The 18,359-nt window shown below is 44.2% G+C and carries 13 protein-coding genes; 7 read left to right on the plus strand and 6 right to left on the minus strand.

Translation table 11 applies throughout. The features are described from left to right. Positions 1-125: 125 nt before the first annotated feature. The 3 genes from VGD82_RS02345 to VGD82_RS02355 all read right to left on the minus strand — a co-directional run bounded on the left by VGD82_RS02345 (position 126) and on the right by VGD82_RS02355 (position 4,935). The gene (locus VGD82_RS02345) at positions 126-3,200 is read right to left on the minus strand and encodes a methyl-accepting chemotaxis protein (protein WP_331018858.1); all 3,075 of its coding nucleotides are present in this window, start codon (positions 3,198-3,200) and stop codon (positions 126-128) included. Positions 3,201-3,762: 562 nt separating this feature from the next. After that, the gene (locus VGD82_RS02350) at positions 3,763-3,978 is read right to left on the minus strand and encodes a hypothetical protein (protein WP_331018859.1); all 216 of its coding nucleotides are present in this window, start codon (positions 3,976-3,978) and stop codon (positions 3,763-3,765) included. 153 nt (positions 3,979-4,131) lie between these two features. Next, entirely contained in the window at positions 4,132-4,935 is an 804-nt protein-coding gene (locus VGD82_RS02355; protein WP_331018860.1) for an outer membrane protein assembly factor BamD, read from the minus strand. Positions 4,936-4,973: 38 nt separating this feature from the next. On the opposite strand from VGD82_RS02355, the gene rluD reads away from it, so the two are divergent. From rluD to rimO, 4 genes are all read left to right on the plus strand, one after another. Next, complete coding sequence (gene rluD / locus VGD82_RS02360) at positions 4,974-6,077, plus strand: 23S rRNA pseudouridine(1911/1915/1917) synthase RluD (protein ID WP_331018861.1); 1,104 nt, start codon at positions 4,974-4,976, stop codon at positions 6,075-6,077. Positions 6,078-6,094: 17 nt separating this feature from the next. Continuing rightward, the gene (gene pgeF, locus VGD82_RS02365) at positions 6,095-6,892 is read left to right on the plus strand and encodes a peptidoglycan editing factor PgeF (protein WP_331018862.1); all 798 of its coding nucleotides are present in this window, start codon (positions 6,095-6,097) and stop codon (positions 6,890-6,892) included. 32 nt (positions 6,893-6,924) lie between these two features. Beyond that, on the plus strand, positions 6,925-7,827 hold the full coding sequence (locus VGD82_RS02370) for a ZIP family metal transporter (protein ID WP_331018863.1): 903 nt from the start codon (positions 6,925-6,927) through the stop codon (positions 7,825-7,827). 199 nt (positions 7,828-8,026) lie between these two features. Beyond that, on the plus strand, positions 8,027-9,385 hold the full coding sequence (rimO, locus tag VGD82_RS02375) for a 30S ribosomal protein S12 methylthiotransferase RimO (RefSeq protein ID WP_331018864.1): 1,359 nt from the start codon (positions 8,027-8,029) through the stop codon (positions 9,383-9,385). 11 nt (positions 9,386-9,396) lie between these two features. Here rimO and VGD82_RS02380 read toward each other — a convergent pair whose 3' ends face one another. Together VGD82_RS02380 and VGD82_RS02385 are read right to left on the minus strand one after the other, a co-directional pair. Next, the gene (locus VGD82_RS02380; RefSeq protein WP_331018865.1) at positions 9,397-9,720 is read right to left on the minus strand and encodes a hypothetical protein; all 324 of its coding nucleotides are present in this window, start codon (positions 9,718-9,720) and stop codon (positions 9,397-9,399) included. Between the two features lie 71 nt (positions 9,721-9,791). Further along, on the minus strand, positions 9,792-10,415 hold the full coding sequence (locus VGD82_RS02385) for a TetR family transcriptional regulator (RefSeq protein ID WP_331018866.1): 624 nt from the start codon (positions 10,413-10,415) through the stop codon (positions 9,792-9,794). Between the two features lie 190 nt (positions 10,416-10,605). Between VGD82_RS02385 and VGD82_RS02390 the strand changes: the two genes are divergently transcribed. The 3 genes from VGD82_RS02390 to VGD82_RS02400 are packed head-to-tail and all read left to right on the plus strand — an operon-like array spanning position 10,606 to position 16,490. Continuing rightward, positions 10,606-11,856, plus strand: coding sequence for an efflux RND transporter periplasmic adaptor subunit (locus tag VGD82_RS02390; protein ID WP_331018867.1), 1,251 nt, complete (start codon positions 10,606-10,608; stop codon positions 11,854-11,856). A gap of 45 nt (positions 11,857-11,901) precedes the next feature. Further along, entirely contained in the window at positions 11,902-15,057 is a 3,156-nt protein-coding gene (locus VGD82_RS02395; protein ID WP_331018868.1) for a multidrug efflux RND transporter permease subunit, read from the plus strand. Beyond that, a complete protein-coding gene (locus VGD82_RS02400) occupies positions 15,054-16,490 on the plus strand; it encodes an efflux transporter outer membrane subunit (protein ID WP_331018869.1) in 1,437 nt (478 codons plus the stop codon). Before VGD82_RS02395 ends, VGD82_RS02400 begins: the two co-directional genes overlap by 4 nt. A 29-nt stretch (positions 16,491-16,519) precedes the next feature. Here VGD82_RS02400 and VGD82_RS02405 read toward each other — a convergent pair whose 3' ends face one another. Then, positions 16,520-18,220 (minus strand): hypothetical protein, encoded by a 1,701-nt coding sequence (locus VGD82_RS02405; protein WP_331018870.1) that lies wholly within the window; start codon positions 18,218-18,220, stop codon positions 16,520-16,522. Positions 18,221-18,359 lie beyond the last annotated feature (139 nt).

The following is an 18,359-nucleotide window of genomic DNA, read 5'->3' on the forward strand; positions in this document are numbered from 1 at the left end:
GCAATATGTCCAGCAGCTTGGAGTGATACGCTAGTTTTACAATACGAATAAAACTACTGTTTAAATAAAAAAGGCTGAAACCTTGATGGTGTCAGCCTTTTTATTTTATGGCACGCTAGCTATGACTAAAATTCTTCCCAGTCGCCATTGCCATTAGCCTGCTTGATTGCAACCTTACGCAGCGGTTCTGGCTCTGTGCGGTTTTTCACTACCGACAATGACACATGCTGCTGACTTGGTTTTAATGATTGATGTGCGCTTGAGCTTTCCTTACCGCTATCCAGCTTAAAGGCACTAATTGCACTGGCTAGTTGGTTAGCTTGCTCTACCAGTGATTCAGCTGCGGCGGCTGCCTGTTCTACTAATGCTGCATTTTGCTGCGTAGATTCGTCCATGCTAGTCACCGCTTCATTCACCAGATCGATGCCTGCTGCTTGTTCAATAGAGGCCGCGGCAATCTCCCCGATAATGTCAGCAACATGTTTCACCGATACCACCACTTCTTCCATGGTTTGCCCGGCATTTTGCACCAATGTAGTACCTTCAGTGGTTTTACTCACTGAGTCGGTAATTAGCTCTTTGATTTCCTTGGCCGCGCTGGCTGAGCGCTGTGCTAAGTTACGTACCTCACCGGCAACTACTGCAAAGCCCCGACCTTGCTCACCAGCTCTTGCCGCCTCAACCGCTGCATTCAATGCAAGAATATTGGTTTGGAAGGCGATGCCATCAATCACGGAAATAATGTCTTCAATTTTGCGTGAGCTATCGTTAATGGCAATCATTGTGGTGACGACATCTGAAACCACATTACCGCCTTTAACTGCGATATCTGAGGCACTGAGCGCTAGCTGATTTGCTTGTTTTGCATTTTCCGCATTGTGCTTAACCGTACTTGCTAATTGTTCCATGCTGGCTGCAGTTTCTTCCAGGCTGGATGCCTGTTGTTCAGTCCGACTTGAAAGGTCATTGTTGCCGGAGGATATTTCGTTCGCTGCGGTTGTAATGGTATCAACAGCGTCTTTCACGGCAATGATAGGCGCGACAATCGTCTCCAGCGTTGCATTGACGCCTTCTACCACTTTGCGGAAGTCACCCTGATGCTGGCTGGTGTCGGCACGGGTGCTGATGCGTCCGTCGGTGGCTGCTTGTGACAGCATATTGGTGTCGCTCACCAGGCGGTTGATAGCATCAATACAGGTGTTCAAGTTGTTTTTGATAACGTTAAAATCACCGTTGTATGCTTGTGTAATATGAGGAGGGATGTCGCCTTTAGATATACGCTCTACGTACTGTGCAGCCGTATTCAAGGGGTTAACCACGTAGTCTAAGGTGTTGTTCATACCTTCAATGATTTTGCGGAAATCTCCCAAGTGCTGACTTGCGTCTGCTCGCGTTGAGAGTTGGCCTTTTTCAGTAGCATCAGCTAATAAGGCTGTATCTGCAATCATGGTATTCACAGCATCAATACATTGATTCAGGTTGTTTTTAATAGCATTAAAATCGCCATTGTAGGTGTCAGTAATTTTGGCAGGGATAATACCTTTGGCGATATCGTCCACATATTTAGCAGCCATGTTTAATGGGTTTACCACCGCATCCAACGTATCGTTGATACCTTGCACAATTTTACGGAACTCACCATGATGACGTCTGGAGTCTGCACGTCTGGAAAGTTTGCCCAGAATTGTGGCGTTGACCAGCATATTGGTATCCACCACCAGCGCTTGAATATTGGCGCGTACTTGCTCAATAGCTGTATTCACAAATGCTTTTTTGCCCGGAAATTTTTCCAGTTCCGGTGTTAAGTCACCGTCACCAAAGGCTTGCACCACGGCAATCGCTTTTTGGTTCATTTCAATATGGTCAGCCACCATTTTATTAATGCCAGTCGCCATTTCGGCATAGACACCATTGAACTGCTGTGCATTTAAAGTAGCGTCTATGTCGCCGATAGAGTGTTGGTGGCTAACTTTCTGCAGCGCATCAATCAGGTTTTTAATGGTTTGCTGCAAGCTGTAAGATGAGCGCATTACGTCGCCCATTTCATCACGACTGAAAACCTTATTCTCATCATGATGTACAACATTGCCTTGAGCGAGATTGTTCATTAACTCCTTAGTCTCGCTAGTTGCTCGAATAATGTTTCTAGCTACTGAAAACAGCATAAGGCTAACGATTAAAATCGTTAAAATGGTGATGGAAACGACCAGCCAAAATTGCTGTTGCTGTTGTAGTAAACGCTTTTCTAGTGATTGGTCTAGTAACTTGCTAATCTCGTCATAGGCTTGGTAGCCTTTGGTAATGGACTGAGTAGCAAAGTTAAAATATTTCTCTGTATCTAAATCAATCGTTTCTGCATCAATTATTGATGTTTTTACTAACGTGTTTAGTTCATCAATCGATTTCTGTAGTGCACTCATCACCGGTTTTACTTGTGTGTAAGTGCTTTCATAGTTTTTAAGCACAGACATCACATGCTCGTAGCTTTTGAGCGATGCTTCAACTTGGTTGGTGAGCGCTGAAAGTTTCAGTTTTTCTTGGTTGGTGACAAATTGCCTAGAGGTAATGCCTGCCCCTAAACCACGAATCTGTGCCGTGATTTCAACGACATTGATAGTTCTTAAATAGACAATATCCATTAGGTAATATGTGTCCATTTGCGGGTCTAGCGTGAGTGTGCTGGCGTCGGTGAGTTTCAATGAAAACTCAAGCAACTGGTTGATTAGGTCGCTGTGATTTGCAAAACTTTGCTGCGGGGTGATATCGCCTGATTTTGACTTAATTTGCGCCCAATCGGCTTTGAGCTTGTTCCAGTTCTTTTTAATCTTATTCCAGTCTTCTGTAGAGCGGAATTGCTGACCAAGCTCTGTATCAATTTGGTCAATATTTAAAATGAGCGCGCTGGACTTCTTTTCATTGGCATCAATCTTTTCTGCAAAATCATCGTTTCCTGACAAGTAGGAATTAGTCATACCCCGATGTGCTTGAACGCTCTCAATAAAATGACGCAGTGGGACTAAATAGGTAATGCCCTGGCGTTCAATTCTGGTGATCTTTTGGTCTGAGTTTAGTAGCTGGATATTGAAAAACAGTAGAATCAATAAAGGTACCAGTGCCACTGTGCCAAGTAAGGTAAATTTCTTTTTATAGCTCAGATTGTTTAATAAGTGACCAAACTTCCAGAAGCTCACTTTGCTCATAGTTCTTTCCTAACCTAAATATATTCACAAACTATCGCGCTGCAACAGTATCGTTCGCGCTTAATTGATAGCTTACACGGGGGCACTGCATAACTTTTAGGGTTATGTGTTGTGCGTCATTTAGACTTATTCCCACGTTGGAATAAATTTGGCTAGTGCTATATGGCTCTATAACATCGGCCCAAACTCCCCTGCGTTGAGGAGCGGATTGAAAACTAATTACTTAATGCATTGTTGTCATGACGTTAATCCTGCACTTGAGTGCGTCGTTGCAAATAGCACAAATATTAGCGTCTTGTTAATTATGTTGTAGACAACAATTTTGTTAATTTTAGTACTGGCGTCGCCGCCACATTGTCTAAGCGTGAAAGTCACGATTAGTTTGTATAGTTTAATATGGGAATTAAATAAATTAAACATAATTTATTCAGCAAGCGCTGCAATATTGAGTTTTGATCTAGGTCTAGGGGTGTTTTGTGTGTTCAGTAAGCATGGGTGCTTGGCGATAAGGGCGTCAGTATGATTTGTATTGCTGGGGAGATATAAGAACCGGGCGCTAGAGCTACAAATTTGGATATTGCTCTAGTTTTTTGTTTTCTTTGGGCAATTCGTAAGGGTCTGCAACATAAGCAGGCCCTTTCATGATGGTGACCACAATGCAACCGATTGCGATAGCACCAACAAGAAACCAGACACTAAAAAGCACACCTAGTAATTGATAGATAACTTGCTGCTGCTCTCGACTTAGCGTTTCATTACCTAGATATATCACTAGCATTGAAATGCATGGCACAGCTGTTCCAATGCTAAATATCAGAGGTATTTTTTTGAACAAAATCCACTCTAGCCCTGATGGCGTTTTAATGAAACCCGGTAATTTGTTCAAGTACTTCATTAAAATTATGGATGCATTTAATGCTGTTTAGTTCATTTAGTATAGGCTTTCCCAGAACTTCCACCATACACGTTCATCTTCAGGGGCATTTTTATTTAAAATCGCACTATCTGGATAATTGGTTTTCAAAATGCGCAAGGTGTCATTTTTGAGATCATCCAAGCCCATTAAGTCGTAAGCGCTAATCATAATGACCAGTGCTTCTTCTACATGTGGGGATTGTGGGTAGTATTCAATCACATATTTTGTACGGTTAATCGCGGCAACATAAGCTTTACGTTTCATGTAATAGCGTGCAACATGTAGCTCATGTTCTGACAGACTGTTTGCCAAGTAAATCATGCGCTGTGTGGCATCTTTTACATAGCGGCTTTTTGGGTAGCGTGTCACCAACTCTTTAAATGTAGCGAAAGAGTCTTTTAATGCGCGTGGGTCGCGGTCACTTACTTGTTGCTTTGTGAGCTTTTCTACAATGCCTCGCTCGTTAAATACTGCTAAGCCCTTTAGGTAATAAGCGTAATCTACGTTAGGGTGGTCGGGATGCAGTTTAATAAAGCGGTCGGCTGCAGCAACTGCTGATACCGGGTCTTGCTTTTTATAGTGAGCGTAGGCCGTTTCAAGTTGAGCTTGAGTAGCATATTTGCCATGCGGATAGCGCGACTCCAGCTTTTGAAAGTAAACAATGGCTTTATCGTAGTCGCGATCTTGCATTTTTGCCGCACCTTCTTTATAGATGCGTTCAGCTGTCCAGCCTTTCGTATCATCAATCTCAGTCGGTGCGCCAAAAATCGCACATCCACCGAGTAAGAAGGTAAAAGCCAAAATTGAGATATACTTCATGCAAAACCACCTTTAAGAATTTCTCACGATTATAACCGATGACAGACGCTACTCAACAATCTCTTAACAACCTAATTCACCTCACAATTTCATCGGATTTGGGCGGCTTGCGCCTTGATGTTGCTTTGCAACGCTTACTGCCTGAACATTCACGCTCAAGACTGCAGGCATGGATAAAATCTGGCTTGGTGACCGTTGACGGTAAGGCCAGTACTGCAAAAACAAAAGTGTGGGGTGGGGAGAAAGTGTCAGTTGATGTACAGGTGAAACCTGAGACCTATGCATTTACTGCGCAAGATATCCCACTGGATATTGTGTATGAAGATGACCACATTCTGGTTGTGAATAAACCTGCTGGCATGGTGGTGCATCCTGCAGCCGGTAATTGGGAGGGTACTTTACTCAATGCCTTGCTGTTTCACGCGCCGCAACTACATGATGTACCGCGTGCGGGTATAGTGCATCGTTTAGATAAAGAAACCAGCGGCCTGCTTGTTGTTGCCAAAACCTTGAGTGCACAAACGAATTTAGTACGTCAGTTGCAAGCGCGTACCGTAAAGCGTGAGTATCGAGCCATTGTATGGGGTCAACTCTGGCGTAATGGCGTGGTTGACCAGCCGTTGGGGCGCGACCCGCGCTCCCGTACTAAAATGGCAATTAACCGCATGGGTAAGCCAGCCGTTACACGTTACGAGATATTAGAGCGTTTTTCTGTGCAAACTTATTTGCGATGCAACTTGGAAACTGGTCGTACTCACCAGATTCGCGTACACATGCAGCACCTTAAAGCACCTTTAGTTGGTGACCCGGTTTATGGCTTCCGTGGCATTGTGCCGATTCGTGCGATGACGCAAACGCTGCGTGACGCCGTCAGTCAGTTTCACCGCCAAGCTTTGCATGCAATCAAGCTGGGCTTGGTACACCCGGCCACCAATGAGTTTATGGAGTGGCAGATTGAGCTGGCTGACGATATGAAGGTGTTGTTGGAAGCAATGCGTCATGAAGATGTACGTGATGATGAAGAGGACTTTGAGCTAAGCATGGAGCCTTATTTAGCTGATGAGGACTATGAGTATGACGATGACGACCTGTTTGACGAAGACGAAGATGATGCCGATTTCGATGATGAGGAAGAAGTTTAGTCTGAACGAATGGAATCATGATGACTAACGCTGAACCTATTACATTTATTATCCCTAATTGGCCTGCGCCTCACCATGTGAAAGCATTGCAAACTACACGTGTTGGTGGCGTGAGTGTCGCGCCTTATACTAGCTTGAATTTGGGCGCGCATGTGCAGGATAATCCAATTGCAGTTGCGAAAAATCGTCAATTATTAAGCCCATATTTACCCAGTGAGCCAGTCTGGGTAAATCAGGTGCATGGCATTGATGTGATTGACGCAGCTACTAGCACTTGCCTGCAAAATGCTGATGCATCTTTTACCAGCAAACCTAATGTTGTGTGTGTGACGATGACGGCGGATTGTCTGCCGGTTTTGCTTTGCGATAAAAAAGGTAGTGTTGTTGCAGCAGTGCATGCCGGTTGGAGAGGTTTATGTGACGGTGTGATAGAAGCCGCTGTGCAGAAGATACAAGTGTCGCCTAGCGAAGTATTGGTGTGGTTAGGTCCTGCCATCGGCCCCAATGCCTTTGAAGTGGGTGGGGATGTACGTGACCAGTTTATTGCAAAAGATAGTCAAGCGAGCCAGGCATTTAAATTGTTAGAGCCATCAGCATCAGGCGATAAATGGCTGTGTAATTTATACTTGATAGCACAGCAGCGCCTTAACAGTATTGGCGTGACTGCAATATATGGTGCTGGGGTGAATGAAGACTTTTGCACTTATACGGATCAAACGCGCTTTTTCTCCTTTAGGCGCGATAACATCACCGGACGTATGGCAAGTATGATTTGGTTGGAATCACATAGAGATGTGGCAGTTGCTCAGTTATAATATCGCTCTTTATTACTGATCAAAAGTATTGCATGACGATTCCCGAGTTACCTATTCTTGCATGGATTATTATCGCTAGCTTTACTGGCGGGGTGTTAAGTGTATCTTTAGCTGCGTTGTTTGCACTTAATCTACGCACGGCATGGATTCCTATGCTAGTTAGCTATGCAATCGGTGCTATGTTAGGTGCAGTGTTTTTAGAAATACTTCCCCATGCTTTTAGTGAAGCGAGTAGTATAGAAAGTATCTCTGCAACCCTGTTATTCGGGTTGTTATTATTTTTTGTACTTGAGAAGTTGGTAATTTGGCGGCATTGCCATGGCGACCACTGTGAAGTGCATGCGATTCATACTGAGGAAGATTGCCCGTTAACACATCCTAGGTCTGAGCTTGCGGTGGACGGTGTTAAATATAAAGCGGTGACTGCTACAAAAGCGCCATCCTTAACACAAGTACACAGCCATGCACATGCGCATCACCATGATAGTGGCCGTAGCGGCATGATGATTATGATTGGTGATACTTTTCATAATTTTGTTGATGGGGTTTTAATCGCAGCGGCGTTTTTAGTAGACGTGAAATTGGGTGTGGTCACCGCTCTAGCCATTATTTCGCACGAAATCCCACAAGAAGTGGGTGACTTTTTAATATTGCTACACTCGGGTTATAGCAAAAAACAAGCACTGGTGTTTAATTTAGTGTCTAGTTTGGCAACCTTGGTGGGTGGCCTTCTGGCTTATTATGCTTTGCAATATGTGATGAGCTGGGTGCCCTATATTTTAGGATTGGCAGCAGCAAGCATGCTGTATGTAGCCGTGGCTGATTTAATTCCTAGTTTGCATAAACGCACGGAATTAAAAGCAACTTTAAGTCAGGTGCTACTCATCGCCTTGGGTGTCAGTTCCATCTTCTTGGTCGGATACTTTATCCACTGATTGTTTGTTTTGTTGGTGACGTCTATGTTTGACACCGAGTAGCCACAAGAGTAGGGCGCATGGCAGTAAGCCGTAAAAGATAAACGTGAGTAGCCCCGCAGTCACCGATTTTTCAGTGGCAGCCATGAGTACAACAACATACATCCAGGCAATCGCAATAATATACATTTGAATTAATTTTTAAGATTTATAGGTTTTTATGACAATGAGCACTACAAGCAAAAACTCCACGCCTAAAGTAGGCTTTGTATCGTTAGGCTGCCCTAAAGCAGGTTCAGACGCAGAGCGTATTCTCACCCAATTACGGGCAGAAGGCTATGAAATTTCCGGAAGTTACGGCGAAGCCGACTTGGTAGTAGTGAATACCTGTGGTTTTATTGATAGTGCTGTTGAAGAGTCTTTGGATGCGATTGGTGAAGCGATTAATAAAAACGGTAAAGTAATTGTTACAGGCTGTTTAGGTGCTAAGAAGGGTGTGGTTGAAGCTGCGCATCCAAGCGTGTTGGCTGTAACAGGCCCACATGCGTTAGAGGAGGTGATGACAGCCGTACATGCAAATCTACCTAAGCCGCATGAGCCATTTATTGATTTAGTGCCACCACAAGGCGTAAGGCTGACTCCTAAGCATTACGCTTACCTTAAAATTTCTGAAGGCTGTAACCATCGTTGCAGCTTCTGTATTATTCCTAGCATGCGTGGTGACTTGGTTAGTCGCCCGATTGGTGAAGTGCTTAACGAAGCTGAGAACCTAGTGAATGCTGGCGTGAGTGAAATTTTAGTGATTTCACAAGATACTTCAGCTTATGGTGTTGATGTTAAATATCGTCCAGGCTTCTGGAACGGTCGCCCGGTTAAAACCCGCATGACAGAATTAACACAAGCGTTAAGCGAGCTTGGTGTTTGGACACGCTTGCACTATGTGTATCCATATCCGCATGTGGATGAAGTGATTCCATTGATGGCGGATGGTCTGATTCTGCCTTACCTTGACGTGCCATTCCAGCATGCTAGCCCACGTATATTAAAGGCGATGAAGCGTCCGGCAAGCAGTGAAAATAACTTGGCACGCATTAAAGCATGGCGTGATATCTGTCCAGATATCACGATTCGTAGTACATTTATTGCCGGTTTCCCTGGGGAAACCGAAGATGACTTTAAACAACTGCTAGACTTCATGGAAGAAGCACAGTTAGACAGAGTAGGCTGTTTTGCTTATTCAGCAGTAGATGGCGCGGCAGCCAATGCCTTGCCGGATCAAGTGCCGGAAGAAGTGAAACAAGAACGCTTAAGCCGCTTTATGGAAGTGCAGGAACGTATCGGTGCTGCCAAAGTACACGCTAAAATTGGCAGCATTCAAACCGTACTGGTGGATGAAATCGTGACCGATGTTGAAGGCAATATCGAAGCGATTGGCCGTACTAAAGCGGATGCGCCTGAGATTGATGGCGTTGTCTATTTAGAAGATGCTGAAGGCTTAACGCCGGGCGACTTTGTTGAGGTGGAAATTTACAGCGCTGATGGGCATGACTTGCGTGGTGGCCCGCCACGTAGCGAGTAAAGAGGTAAGTATCAGCTAAATAAGTCCTGCATGATGGGTGCAGGACGCTCACTGTCAGCACGCTCTTCTAAGAAATCAAAGGTAAGTGGGCAGCGCATCGGTTTCTTTGCAGCTTTGCGACGTTTTGGGGTGGTTGATTCTAAGTCGATAAATGGAGTCTGGCTAACGCGGATATAACCAGAAGCATTTAGTTTTTGTTCGGTGGTTTCAAACAAGCTCAAAGGGTTGTCTATATTCTGCAGCGTAACAACTTGCTTGCTAACTTTCAGCACGTTGTACATCACAAATTTGCTTGCGGTTTGTTTACCGTAAATTTCACCAGTATAAATAGCCACAATGCCTCCAACGCTTAATATCTGCGTATGGTATCTCTACAGTAACTGATCTACAAGATTTATTTTACTATCTATTTTCTACGTAATTTGATGTGAGATTTAATCAGATCAACCGCCTGATACCTGAATTTGCTGCCATCTGCATCTTTTACCCACATATGCAGTAACCCACCAAAAAACAAGTGTGTGTCTAGAGCGAGTGCGCCAGGAGTGAGTGTGCTACCTAATAGGTTTAGTGACTGCGCACGCTCATAAGCGGCTTCAATTTTTTCTACCAGGCTAGAGCAGTTGTTCATGATTTGATGCAGCACTAATGCGAACTCATCCACGTATTCACATTTAATCATCATGATTTCGTAGATTTCACGCATCTCAATATTGTCATTTAGCTCTTGTATAGTGTGGCACATGCTGGCTTCAATTTGATCCAGCGGGTTTTGTGAGTTTTCAGCGGAGATTGCTAGTGTGTCGTCCATACGGTCAATTAGAGGTAAAAACACTTGCTCGCGAATGGCATGAAAGATTTCTGTTTTGTTTTTAAAGTGCCAGTAAACTGCGCCACGCGTTACGTCGGCTTGTGAGGCAATATGCTCCAAGGTTGATCTGCTTACCCCGCGAGCAAGGAATACCGTACGCGCCGCGTCTACTATTTTTTGCCGGGTAAGTTCTGCATCTTCTTTGGTTTTTCTGACCATATTAATCTCACTGATAAAACTTTATTTAAAACTTAATTGACTCGTATTTTAAATCAATTGCTCTTTACATACATTCCTGTTTGTATATAATATACATACAAATCTGTATGTTTACAAGTGCGGATTGCTTATATTTTTAATAAAAGCGTAGAATAATTAGCAAGTTATAAAAACAACCGTGGAGTTTTTAATGGCAAACAAGACCGTAAGGCAGAATCAACAACATATTCAGATACAGTCGTTTAGCGCACAGGCTGTGCATGCGAAACGAACCTTGATGACATCAGGCATGATGTTGGCGCTGATTGGCGTCCTTGTCGGTTCTATGTTGGCAGGATGTGGTAAGCAAGAAAATGGCGCGCAGGCTCAAGGGATGCCGCCTATGCCTGTAGGTGTAATTACAATGGCTCCAAGCAGTGTGCCGTTAAGTGCTGAGGCCGTGGCGCAAACTGAAGGCGCAAAAGAAGTTGAAATTAGACCGCGTGTTGGCGGTATTTTACTCAAAAAACTGTTTGAAGAAGGCGAGCCAGTAAAAGCTGGACAGGCAATGTTTTTAATTGACCCTGTGCCTTATCAAATTGCGCTTGCAAATGCAAAAGCACAATTGGCACAGCAAAAAGCACGTTTTGATCAAGCCAAGCGCGAAGCGCAACGCTTGCAGGCCTTGGTAGCAACGCAGTCAGTGAGTCAACGTGAGGCAGATAATGCAAACTCTGATAACGCATTAGCAACGGCTAGCTTGGCACAATATGAAGCAGCAGTGCGTGAAGCTGAGCTGAATTTATCTTACACCACTGTGACATCTCCTTTGTCTGGTGTAGCAGGTCGATTCGAGTTGTCAGAAGGTGCTTTGGTGAGCGCTAATACTAGTTTATTAAGCACCGTGAGTCAGATTAGTCCAATCTGGGTACGCTTTAGCTTATCTGATGCAGAGTTGGCGCAGTTAGGCGGCCCATTAACGCAAAAAAGTGTAAAAGAAGTAAGGTTGATATTGCCTAACGGTGAAGAGTATTCAAAATCAGGTCAGCTTAACTTTGCTGCAAGTGGTATTGATCCGCAATTAGGTACTCAGCAACTGCGCGCAACTTTTGATAATGCTGATAAACGTTTGTTGCCAGGTCAATTTGCCAGAATTCGAGTGATTACCGGGCAAAAAGATGGCGTTTTTGTGGTGCCTCAAACCTCAGTATTAAATAGTGATCAAGGTAAGTTTGTATATGTAGCTAATGATAAAAATGAGGTGGTGGTTAAGCCAGTTGTGCCAGGTAACTGGGTTGGTAAAAACTGGGTCATCCTAAGTGGCTTGGAGGCAGGCGACAAAGTGATTACCGACAACATTATTAAGCTACGTCCTGGTGCAGTTGTCGCGCCGCATCCTGTGGGTGAGACTGATGCTGGTGCAGCATCGGCAAAACATGAATCAGCTGGTTCAGCAAAATAAGATCATCACCCAATGCTAAATCGTCAGGCTTAATCGAGAACCCTTATGAGTAAATTTTTTATTACACGGCCTATTTTTGCAAGTGTACTGTCAATCATTATCGTGCTGGCAGGCTTAGCTGCTGCCTTTAAATTGCCGATTGCACAGTACCCGCAAATTGCGCCACCTACCGTATTAATTACAGCAACTTACCCTGGTGCAAGTGCTGATACACTTTCTAAAACAGTGGCTGCGCCGATTGAAGAGCAGTTGAGCGGTGTTGAAGGCCTGCTGTATTTCAACTCCAGTGCTGACTCTAGCGGCACATTAACCATTACTGCTACGTTTGAAGTAGGTACTAATGTTGATCAGGCCACATTTAACGTAAGTAACCGCGTCAATATTGCTTTGCCTCGCCTGCCGGATGAGGTTAGACGTACTGGCTTAGTCGTGCAAAAACGATCTAACGATATTCTGTTAGTTGTGATGCTGACTGATAAACAGAAAAAGTATGACACGCTGTTTTTAAGTAATTACGCTACCTTGAACGTGCTTGATGAGATTAAGCGTATTAAAGGTGTGGGTGATTCTGTTATTTTTGGTGCGCAAGATTATTCTATGCGTATTTGGTTACGTCCTGACCGCATGGCGCAATTAGGGGTAACAACCACAGATATTGCAAATGCGATTCGTGCACAAAATGCACAATATGCAGCAGGTAAAATTGGTCAAGATCCAGCGCCATCTGATCAGCAGTTGGTATACACGGTAACGGCTAAGGGTCGACTAATTGACCCATCAGAATTCGGCAATATTATTATTCGTGCCAATGGTCAGCGCGGCGTACTACATTTAAAAGATGTTGCACGTATTGAGTTGGGCTCACAAAGCTACAACGTGCGCACTGCTTTAGATGGCACACCAGGTGTGGGTATTCCTATTTTCTTACAAACCGGTGCCAATGCCTTAGATACAGCGGCTGCGGTTAAAGCGAAAATGGCTGAATTAAAAGTTCGTTTCCCAGAAGGTGTTGATTGGGAAGTGCCATACGATACTAGTGACTTTGTGAAGGCTTCTATTTTAGAGGTATTGAAAACACTGGGCGAGGCAATGGTGCTTGTGGTACTTGTGGTGTTCTTGTTCTTGCAAAGCTTCCGTGCAACATTGATTCCTATGATCGCGGTGCCTATTTCTTTAATTGGTACTTTTGCCGGTTTATGGATGTTTGGCTTCTCTATTAATACGCTTACATTGTTTGCGATGGTGCTTTCTATCGGCATCGTGGTGGATGATGCGATCGTGGTGTTAGAAAACGTAGAGCGCTTGATGGAAGAAGAAAAGCTGTCTGCAATTAAAGCTGCAGTGAAATCGATGGAGCAAGTGTCAGCGGCAGTAGTTGCGATTGTACTAGTGCTGTGCGCGGTGTTTGTGCCAGTTGCGTTCTTAGGCGGTATTGCCGGTGAAATGTATAAACAGTTTGCGGTGACCGTTGCGGTGGCTGTGGTGATTTCTGGCGTAGTTGCACTAACTCTGACCCCAGCGTTGTGCGCAATATTGTTAAAGAAAACACACGGCGAGTCTGCTTTCTTTAAAGCATTTAACCGTATGTTTGCGCGTATCACCCATATATACACAGGGGTGGTGAATTTAACCTTGCATCATAGAATCATCGGTACGTTTGTATTTGCGGCAATCATTGCTGCCGTGGTTGTATTGTTGAGAGTAATTCCTGGCAGCTTTGTACCACCAGAGGATCAAGGTTATGTGATTTCAGCTGTGATTATGCCTGACGGTGCAACCTTAAGCCGTACCAGCAAAACCACAGAAAATGTGCGTGCAGCAATTGCACAAGACCCTGCGGTAGCGCATGAGTTTGCGGTAAATGGTTTTGACTTGATTGGCGGCGGGAATAAAACCAGTGCAGCTACCATGTTTGTACGTTTGAAAGATTGGTCTGAACGTAAAACAACAGCAGACGATATTGTTAAAAAATTGTTTGGTATTGGCATGCAGCAGCCGGATGGTATGGCGATTGCATTTAATCCACCGGCGATTCGCGGTTTGGGTAGTTCTGGCGGTTTTGAGTTGTATGTACAAACACGTGGCGACTCTGATCCTGCACGTTTGGCTGCCGTGGTAAACAACTTGATTGACGCACTTAAACAAGAGCCTAGATTAACAGAAATCAACACCTTCTTCCGACCAACTGTGCCGCAGTTGTTTTTAGAGGTGGATGAGGCCAAGGCCTTGTCGCAAGGTGTGCCGGTATCTAGTATTTACGATACATTGCAAAGTACTATGGGTTCGTTGTACGTCAATGACTTTAATAAGTCTGGCCGTACTTATCGAGTGCAATTGCAGGCTGAAGCTGATTACCGTATGAAGGCGGAAGATTTAGGTAAGGTTTACGTGCGTTCTGATAAAGGCCTGATGGTGCCATTGTCAGCACTGAGCAAAGTGAAAGACATTGTAGGTGCTGAGCAATTAGAGCGCTACAACGGCTTGCTGTCAGCCAAGGTGCTAGGTAAAGGTGCATTGGGTGTGAGCTCAGGTGATGCCATTAAAATGGTTGAAAAAATTGCCGCACAAAACTTGCCAGATGGTTACCAAATTGCATGGACTGGACAAGCGTATCAAGAAAAACGTACAGGTTCAGCTGCGGTAATCGCGTTTGGCTTTGCCATTATTATGGTGTTCTTGATTTTGGCTGCGCAGTTTGAAACATGGGCCTTGCCACTTGCAGTGATTATGGCGGTACCTTTTGCTTTGGCTGGTGCGCTGATTGCTGTGTTGTTCAGAGGTATGCCAAATGATATTTACTTCCAGATCGGCTTGATTACGCTGGTTGGTTTGGCGGCAAAAAATGCGATTTTGATTGTAGAGTTTGCAAGCCAGAAAATGGAAGAGGGTATGCCGATTGCTGAAGCCGCACTAGAGGCAGCAAGGTTGCGCTTTAGACCGATTGTGATGACTTCAATGGCGTTTGTATTAGGTATTGTGCCATTGGTAATTGCAACAGGTGCAGGTGCAGCAGCAAGGCGCTCAATGGGTACTGGGGTGTTTGGCGGTATGTTGCTAGCGACTTTTGTAGCCACGATTTTTATTCCACTCTTCTTTACATGGTTGAGTAATAAAAATGTACATAGAAAACACCATGAAGTGCCTGACGATGCGCCGCTAGTCGAGACTTCAGTAAATACTGAGAATAAAGGTGCGGTATGAAACAAAATAAATTTCTAATAAAACCAGTTTTTTATCTGGTAGCGAGCATAGCGTTGTCTGGTTGTCAGTCTATGGTTTGGCCAGACTACTTAAGACCAAAAGTGGAAACACCAGATCGTTATGTTGAGTTGAGTCAAAATGCAGCGCAAAGCCAGATTGCAAAAGACTGGTGGACGCTTTATCAAGATGAAACGCTGAACAAATTAATCGCTAGTGCGTTAAAACATAATACCGACATCAAAGTAGCCGTTGCTAATATTGAGCAGGCTGATGCAGTAATGAAAGAGGCCGGTACTTTCTTGATTCCTTCGGTTAATCTGGATGCAGCCGGTACTCGCTCTCGTGTGACTGAGGCTGGTGCTTTCCCTGTGTTTTCAGCTAACCCGCGTAATAATTTCAATATTAAGCTAGGGACTAATTTTGAGCTGGATTTTTGGGGTAAGTTAGGCCGCGCTAAAGAGTCTGCACGGGCGTCTGCATTATCTAGCCGCTATGCTAAAGATACGGTGACCTTATCACTCACTGGTCTGGTTGCCAGCCAGTATTTAACATTGCGTAGTTTGGACAAACAAATCCAGATTGCAGAGCAAAACCTGGTCAGTCGTGATGCTAGTCTTGCGCTTACCAAGCGCCGCTTGGAAGGCGGTATTGTGTCGGCATTAGATGTATATCAAGCTGAGGTCGCTAACACTAATTTGCGCGCACAGATATCAGAGTTGAAACGTCAGCAGTCTTTGAGCCTGAACCAATTGGCACTGCTAACTGGGGACTTGGATTTGGCCGTACGTGGTTTGGGGCCGACTCAGTCTGACATTATGGCGCTACCGATTCCGCCGGTGCCACCACTAGGGCTGCCTTCAAGCTTACTGGAGTCACGTCCTGATGTGCGCCAGGCAGAGCAGCAAATGATTGCGGCTAATGCCAATATTGCGGTGGCAAAGGCGGCCTTATATCCAAGTATTTCACTGACTGCAAACTGGGGTGGGGAAAGTCTTGAATTAAAAGACATCTTAAGCTCTGCAGCCCGTATTTGGACTGGTGGGCTTAGTTTGAGCTTGCCAATATTTAATGGCGGCAGGCTAAATGCCCGAGTTGATCAGGAAGCAGCTAAACAGAAAAAGACGCTTGCAACTTATGAGCGTACGATTCAAACCGCCTTTACTGAGGTAAATGATGCATTGGTCAGTTTGCGTCAACAAACTGAACGCGAGCAATCTTTGCTGACTAGCCAAACTTCAGCACAGAAAATGCTGACTTTGTCTGAAAATAGATACCAGTCAGGCTACTCCGCGTATATTGAAGTATTAGATGCGCAACGCACCTATAATGAAGCGAGCTTAGCTTTTGTTCAGGCACGTCAGGCAAGATTAGTTGCAACGGTAGATTTGTTTAAAGTGCTGGGTGGTGGCTGGGAGCCTGAGCCTACCAAATAGCGATAAGGTGATGGGGGGTGTAATGTTTACTAGTTAATGTTGGTAGTAAACGTTACACGCACCCAGTTGCCGTGACGTTCGAACGATTTTGTAAATCTGACTAATATTTCTTCACCTAATACCAGTACTTTGAAGATGTCGTTTTTATTGTATTGCAGCTTAGGAATAATCAGTGTTTCTTGTTTCGATAGCGATTGTTCTTTAGGTAAGTACAGACACATGAAGTTGCTTGGGTCGGTGCCAAAGCTACTGTCCAAAAAGCTGGTAGTGTTGGCAAATACGGTATTGGCAAAATAGTTGTCTTTATTATCATGCGCGCCTATGGATATAGCAACTTTAGGCGTTTTTAAACTTATATTCTCTGCTTGAGAGTAAAATCCAATATTGCTGAGTAGTTCAACTCCTAGGTGTAACTCGCCTTGCGCAATCGGTCGTATATTCTTGATAATCCCCAATTTGGTATTGTTTCTTAGTTCTTTAGTAGAAATGCCAATTAACATCCCTACGCTTACATCATGCGCATGTCTGCTCACATGTAAGCCCAAGCCTTTGCTCGACTGATCAATAATACTGGAGCGGTCAGCGCTCAAGTTCATATGAATGATATTAGGCTCACTCCGATTGATATTGTGTGTTGCCAATCTTTCTTCAAAAGATTTTTCACCTTGGTAGCCACGCTCTCCACGCTGCATCTTGATGTTTTCATATTGCTTGATTTGATCACATACTTCTTTGAAGCCCAAGCTGGTCGTTGCCTGAGATACGTTTTTGTTTCGTTCCTCTAGCCTGCGTTGGCGGTGGTAATCAACACGAGACCACTCGCTATTGAGTATTTCAAAAGTGCTGGAGGCATCCTTATGTGAGATCAATTCTTTCATAAAAGGCTGTTTGGGCGAAATATTGAATTCAATCAATGAAATGCAAAGCTGTACTTTAGAAATAACACTGTCCAGATTCCAGTAGCGATATGTGCTGGCAGGTTTGAAAGTGCGTATACGTTTAGCGGGTTTGTTGCCGGTAGTGTCTACATAGAATAAATGCTGACTCTCATCAAACACACGGTCTACCGTTGTTTTGGAGGTCCAGTTTGTCAGCATTTTGCTCACAAACTCAATTTGCTCACATTTTAAGCTCAGGCTTTCTAGTGTGCCTAGCATGCAAATATGGATATAAGCATTAGAGAGTGAGATTGGCTCAAGGTCAGCATAAGGCTGAATTTTTGCATTTAATAAAGATAGATTTTCCGCAAATAAATACAGCTGGGATATTTGCATCCATACATTGGCAGGCGCACTTTGGTAGCTGTAATAACGCCATTTAATCATTTGTGTAGCATTTCTGATTGCGCGCGCTAAAAATACATGGATATGTTTTTGATATTGCTCTGAAAAATGATCAATCAGCGAAAAGTAAATCAAGAAAAGCTGACGGTGGTAGAAAAATACAGCGTTCGTGACGCGCTCTTCTAGCTCTGCGCTGATATGCTCGATGTGAATGAAATGCGTTGTGATTCTTTCGACAGTGATGTGTGTGTTTTCGTCGATGCTAAAAAGTGCTTGCAGATGAGCGGGGTCGCTAAACGCATTGGTTTTAAACTCATCCCCTAACTTTACTGTCGCAAACTCAATGGCAGAGATATCATCCATGCCTTTGATTTGATGCGTCCAAGCCATAGATGTTTTCATCTTTGGCGCGGCTACATTCTTGAACAGGTTGTGGAGAAATTCCATGGTTAGCTACATTCTTTCATTCGGTATAGTCTAAAAAGCAAGTAGTATGCCAGATTGCTTTTTAATCCAAGCGCGATCGGTGATTACATCAGCTGCCGTGCTACTAGGTATGCTGTATAGAGTTTGCGCATTAATCTGC

The organism is Methylotenera sp., assembly GCF_036401095.1.
Taxonomy (GTDB): Bacteria; Pseudomonadota; Gammaproteobacteria; order Burkholderiales; family Methylophilaceae; genus Methylotenera.

What these genes read in the sequence shown, in the direction of transcription:
- VGD82_RS02345 (WP_331018858.1), bottom strand. Translation starts at nt 3,200, where the DNA reads ATGAGCAAAGTGAGCTTCTGGAAGTTTGGTCACTTATTAAACAATCTG.
- VGD82_RS02350 (WP_331018859.1), bottom strand. Translation starts at nt 3,978, where the DNA reads ATGCTAGTGATATATCTAGGTAATGAAACGCTAAGTCGAGAGCAGCAG.
- VGD82_RS02355 (WP_331018860.1), bottom strand. Translation starts at nt 4,935, where the DNA reads ATGAAGTATATCTCAATTTTGGCTTTTACCTTCTTACTCGGTGGATGT.
- rluD (WP_331018861.1), top strand. Translation starts at nt 4,974, where the DNA reads ATGACAGACGCTACTCAACAATCTCTTAACAACCTAATTCACCTCACA.
- pgeF (WP_331018862.1), top strand. Translation starts at nt 6,095, where the DNA reads ATGATGACTAACGCTGAACCTATTACATTTATTATCCCTAATTGGCCT.
- VGD82_RS02370 (WP_331018863.1), top strand. Translation starts at nt 6,925, where the DNA reads ATGACGATTCCCGAGTTACCTATTCTTGCATGGATTATTATCGCTAGC.
- rimO (WP_331018864.1), top strand. Translation starts at nt 8,027, where the DNA reads ATGACAATGAGCACTACAAGCAAAAACTCCACGCCTAAAGTAGGCTTT.
- VGD82_RS02385 (WP_331018866.1), bottom strand. Translation starts at nt 10,415, where the DNA reads ATGGTCAGAAAAACCAAAGAAGATGCAGAACTTACCCGGCAAAAAATA.
- VGD82_RS02390 (WP_331018867.1), top strand. Translation starts at nt 10,606, where the DNA reads ATGGCAAACAAGACCGTAAGGCAGAATCAACAACATATTCAGATACAG.
- VGD82_RS02395 (WP_331018868.1), top strand. Translation starts at nt 11,902, where the DNA reads ATGAGTAAATTTTTTATTACACGGCCTATTTTTGCAAGTGTACTGTCA.
- VGD82_RS02400 (WP_331018869.1), top strand. Translation starts at nt 15,054, where the DNA reads ATGAAACAAAATAAATTTCTAATAAAACCAGTTTTTTATCTGGTAGCG.
- VGD82_RS02405 (WP_331018870.1), bottom strand. Translation starts at nt 18,220, where the DNA reads ATGGAATTTCTCCACAACCTGTTCAAGAATGTAGCCGCGCCAAAGATG.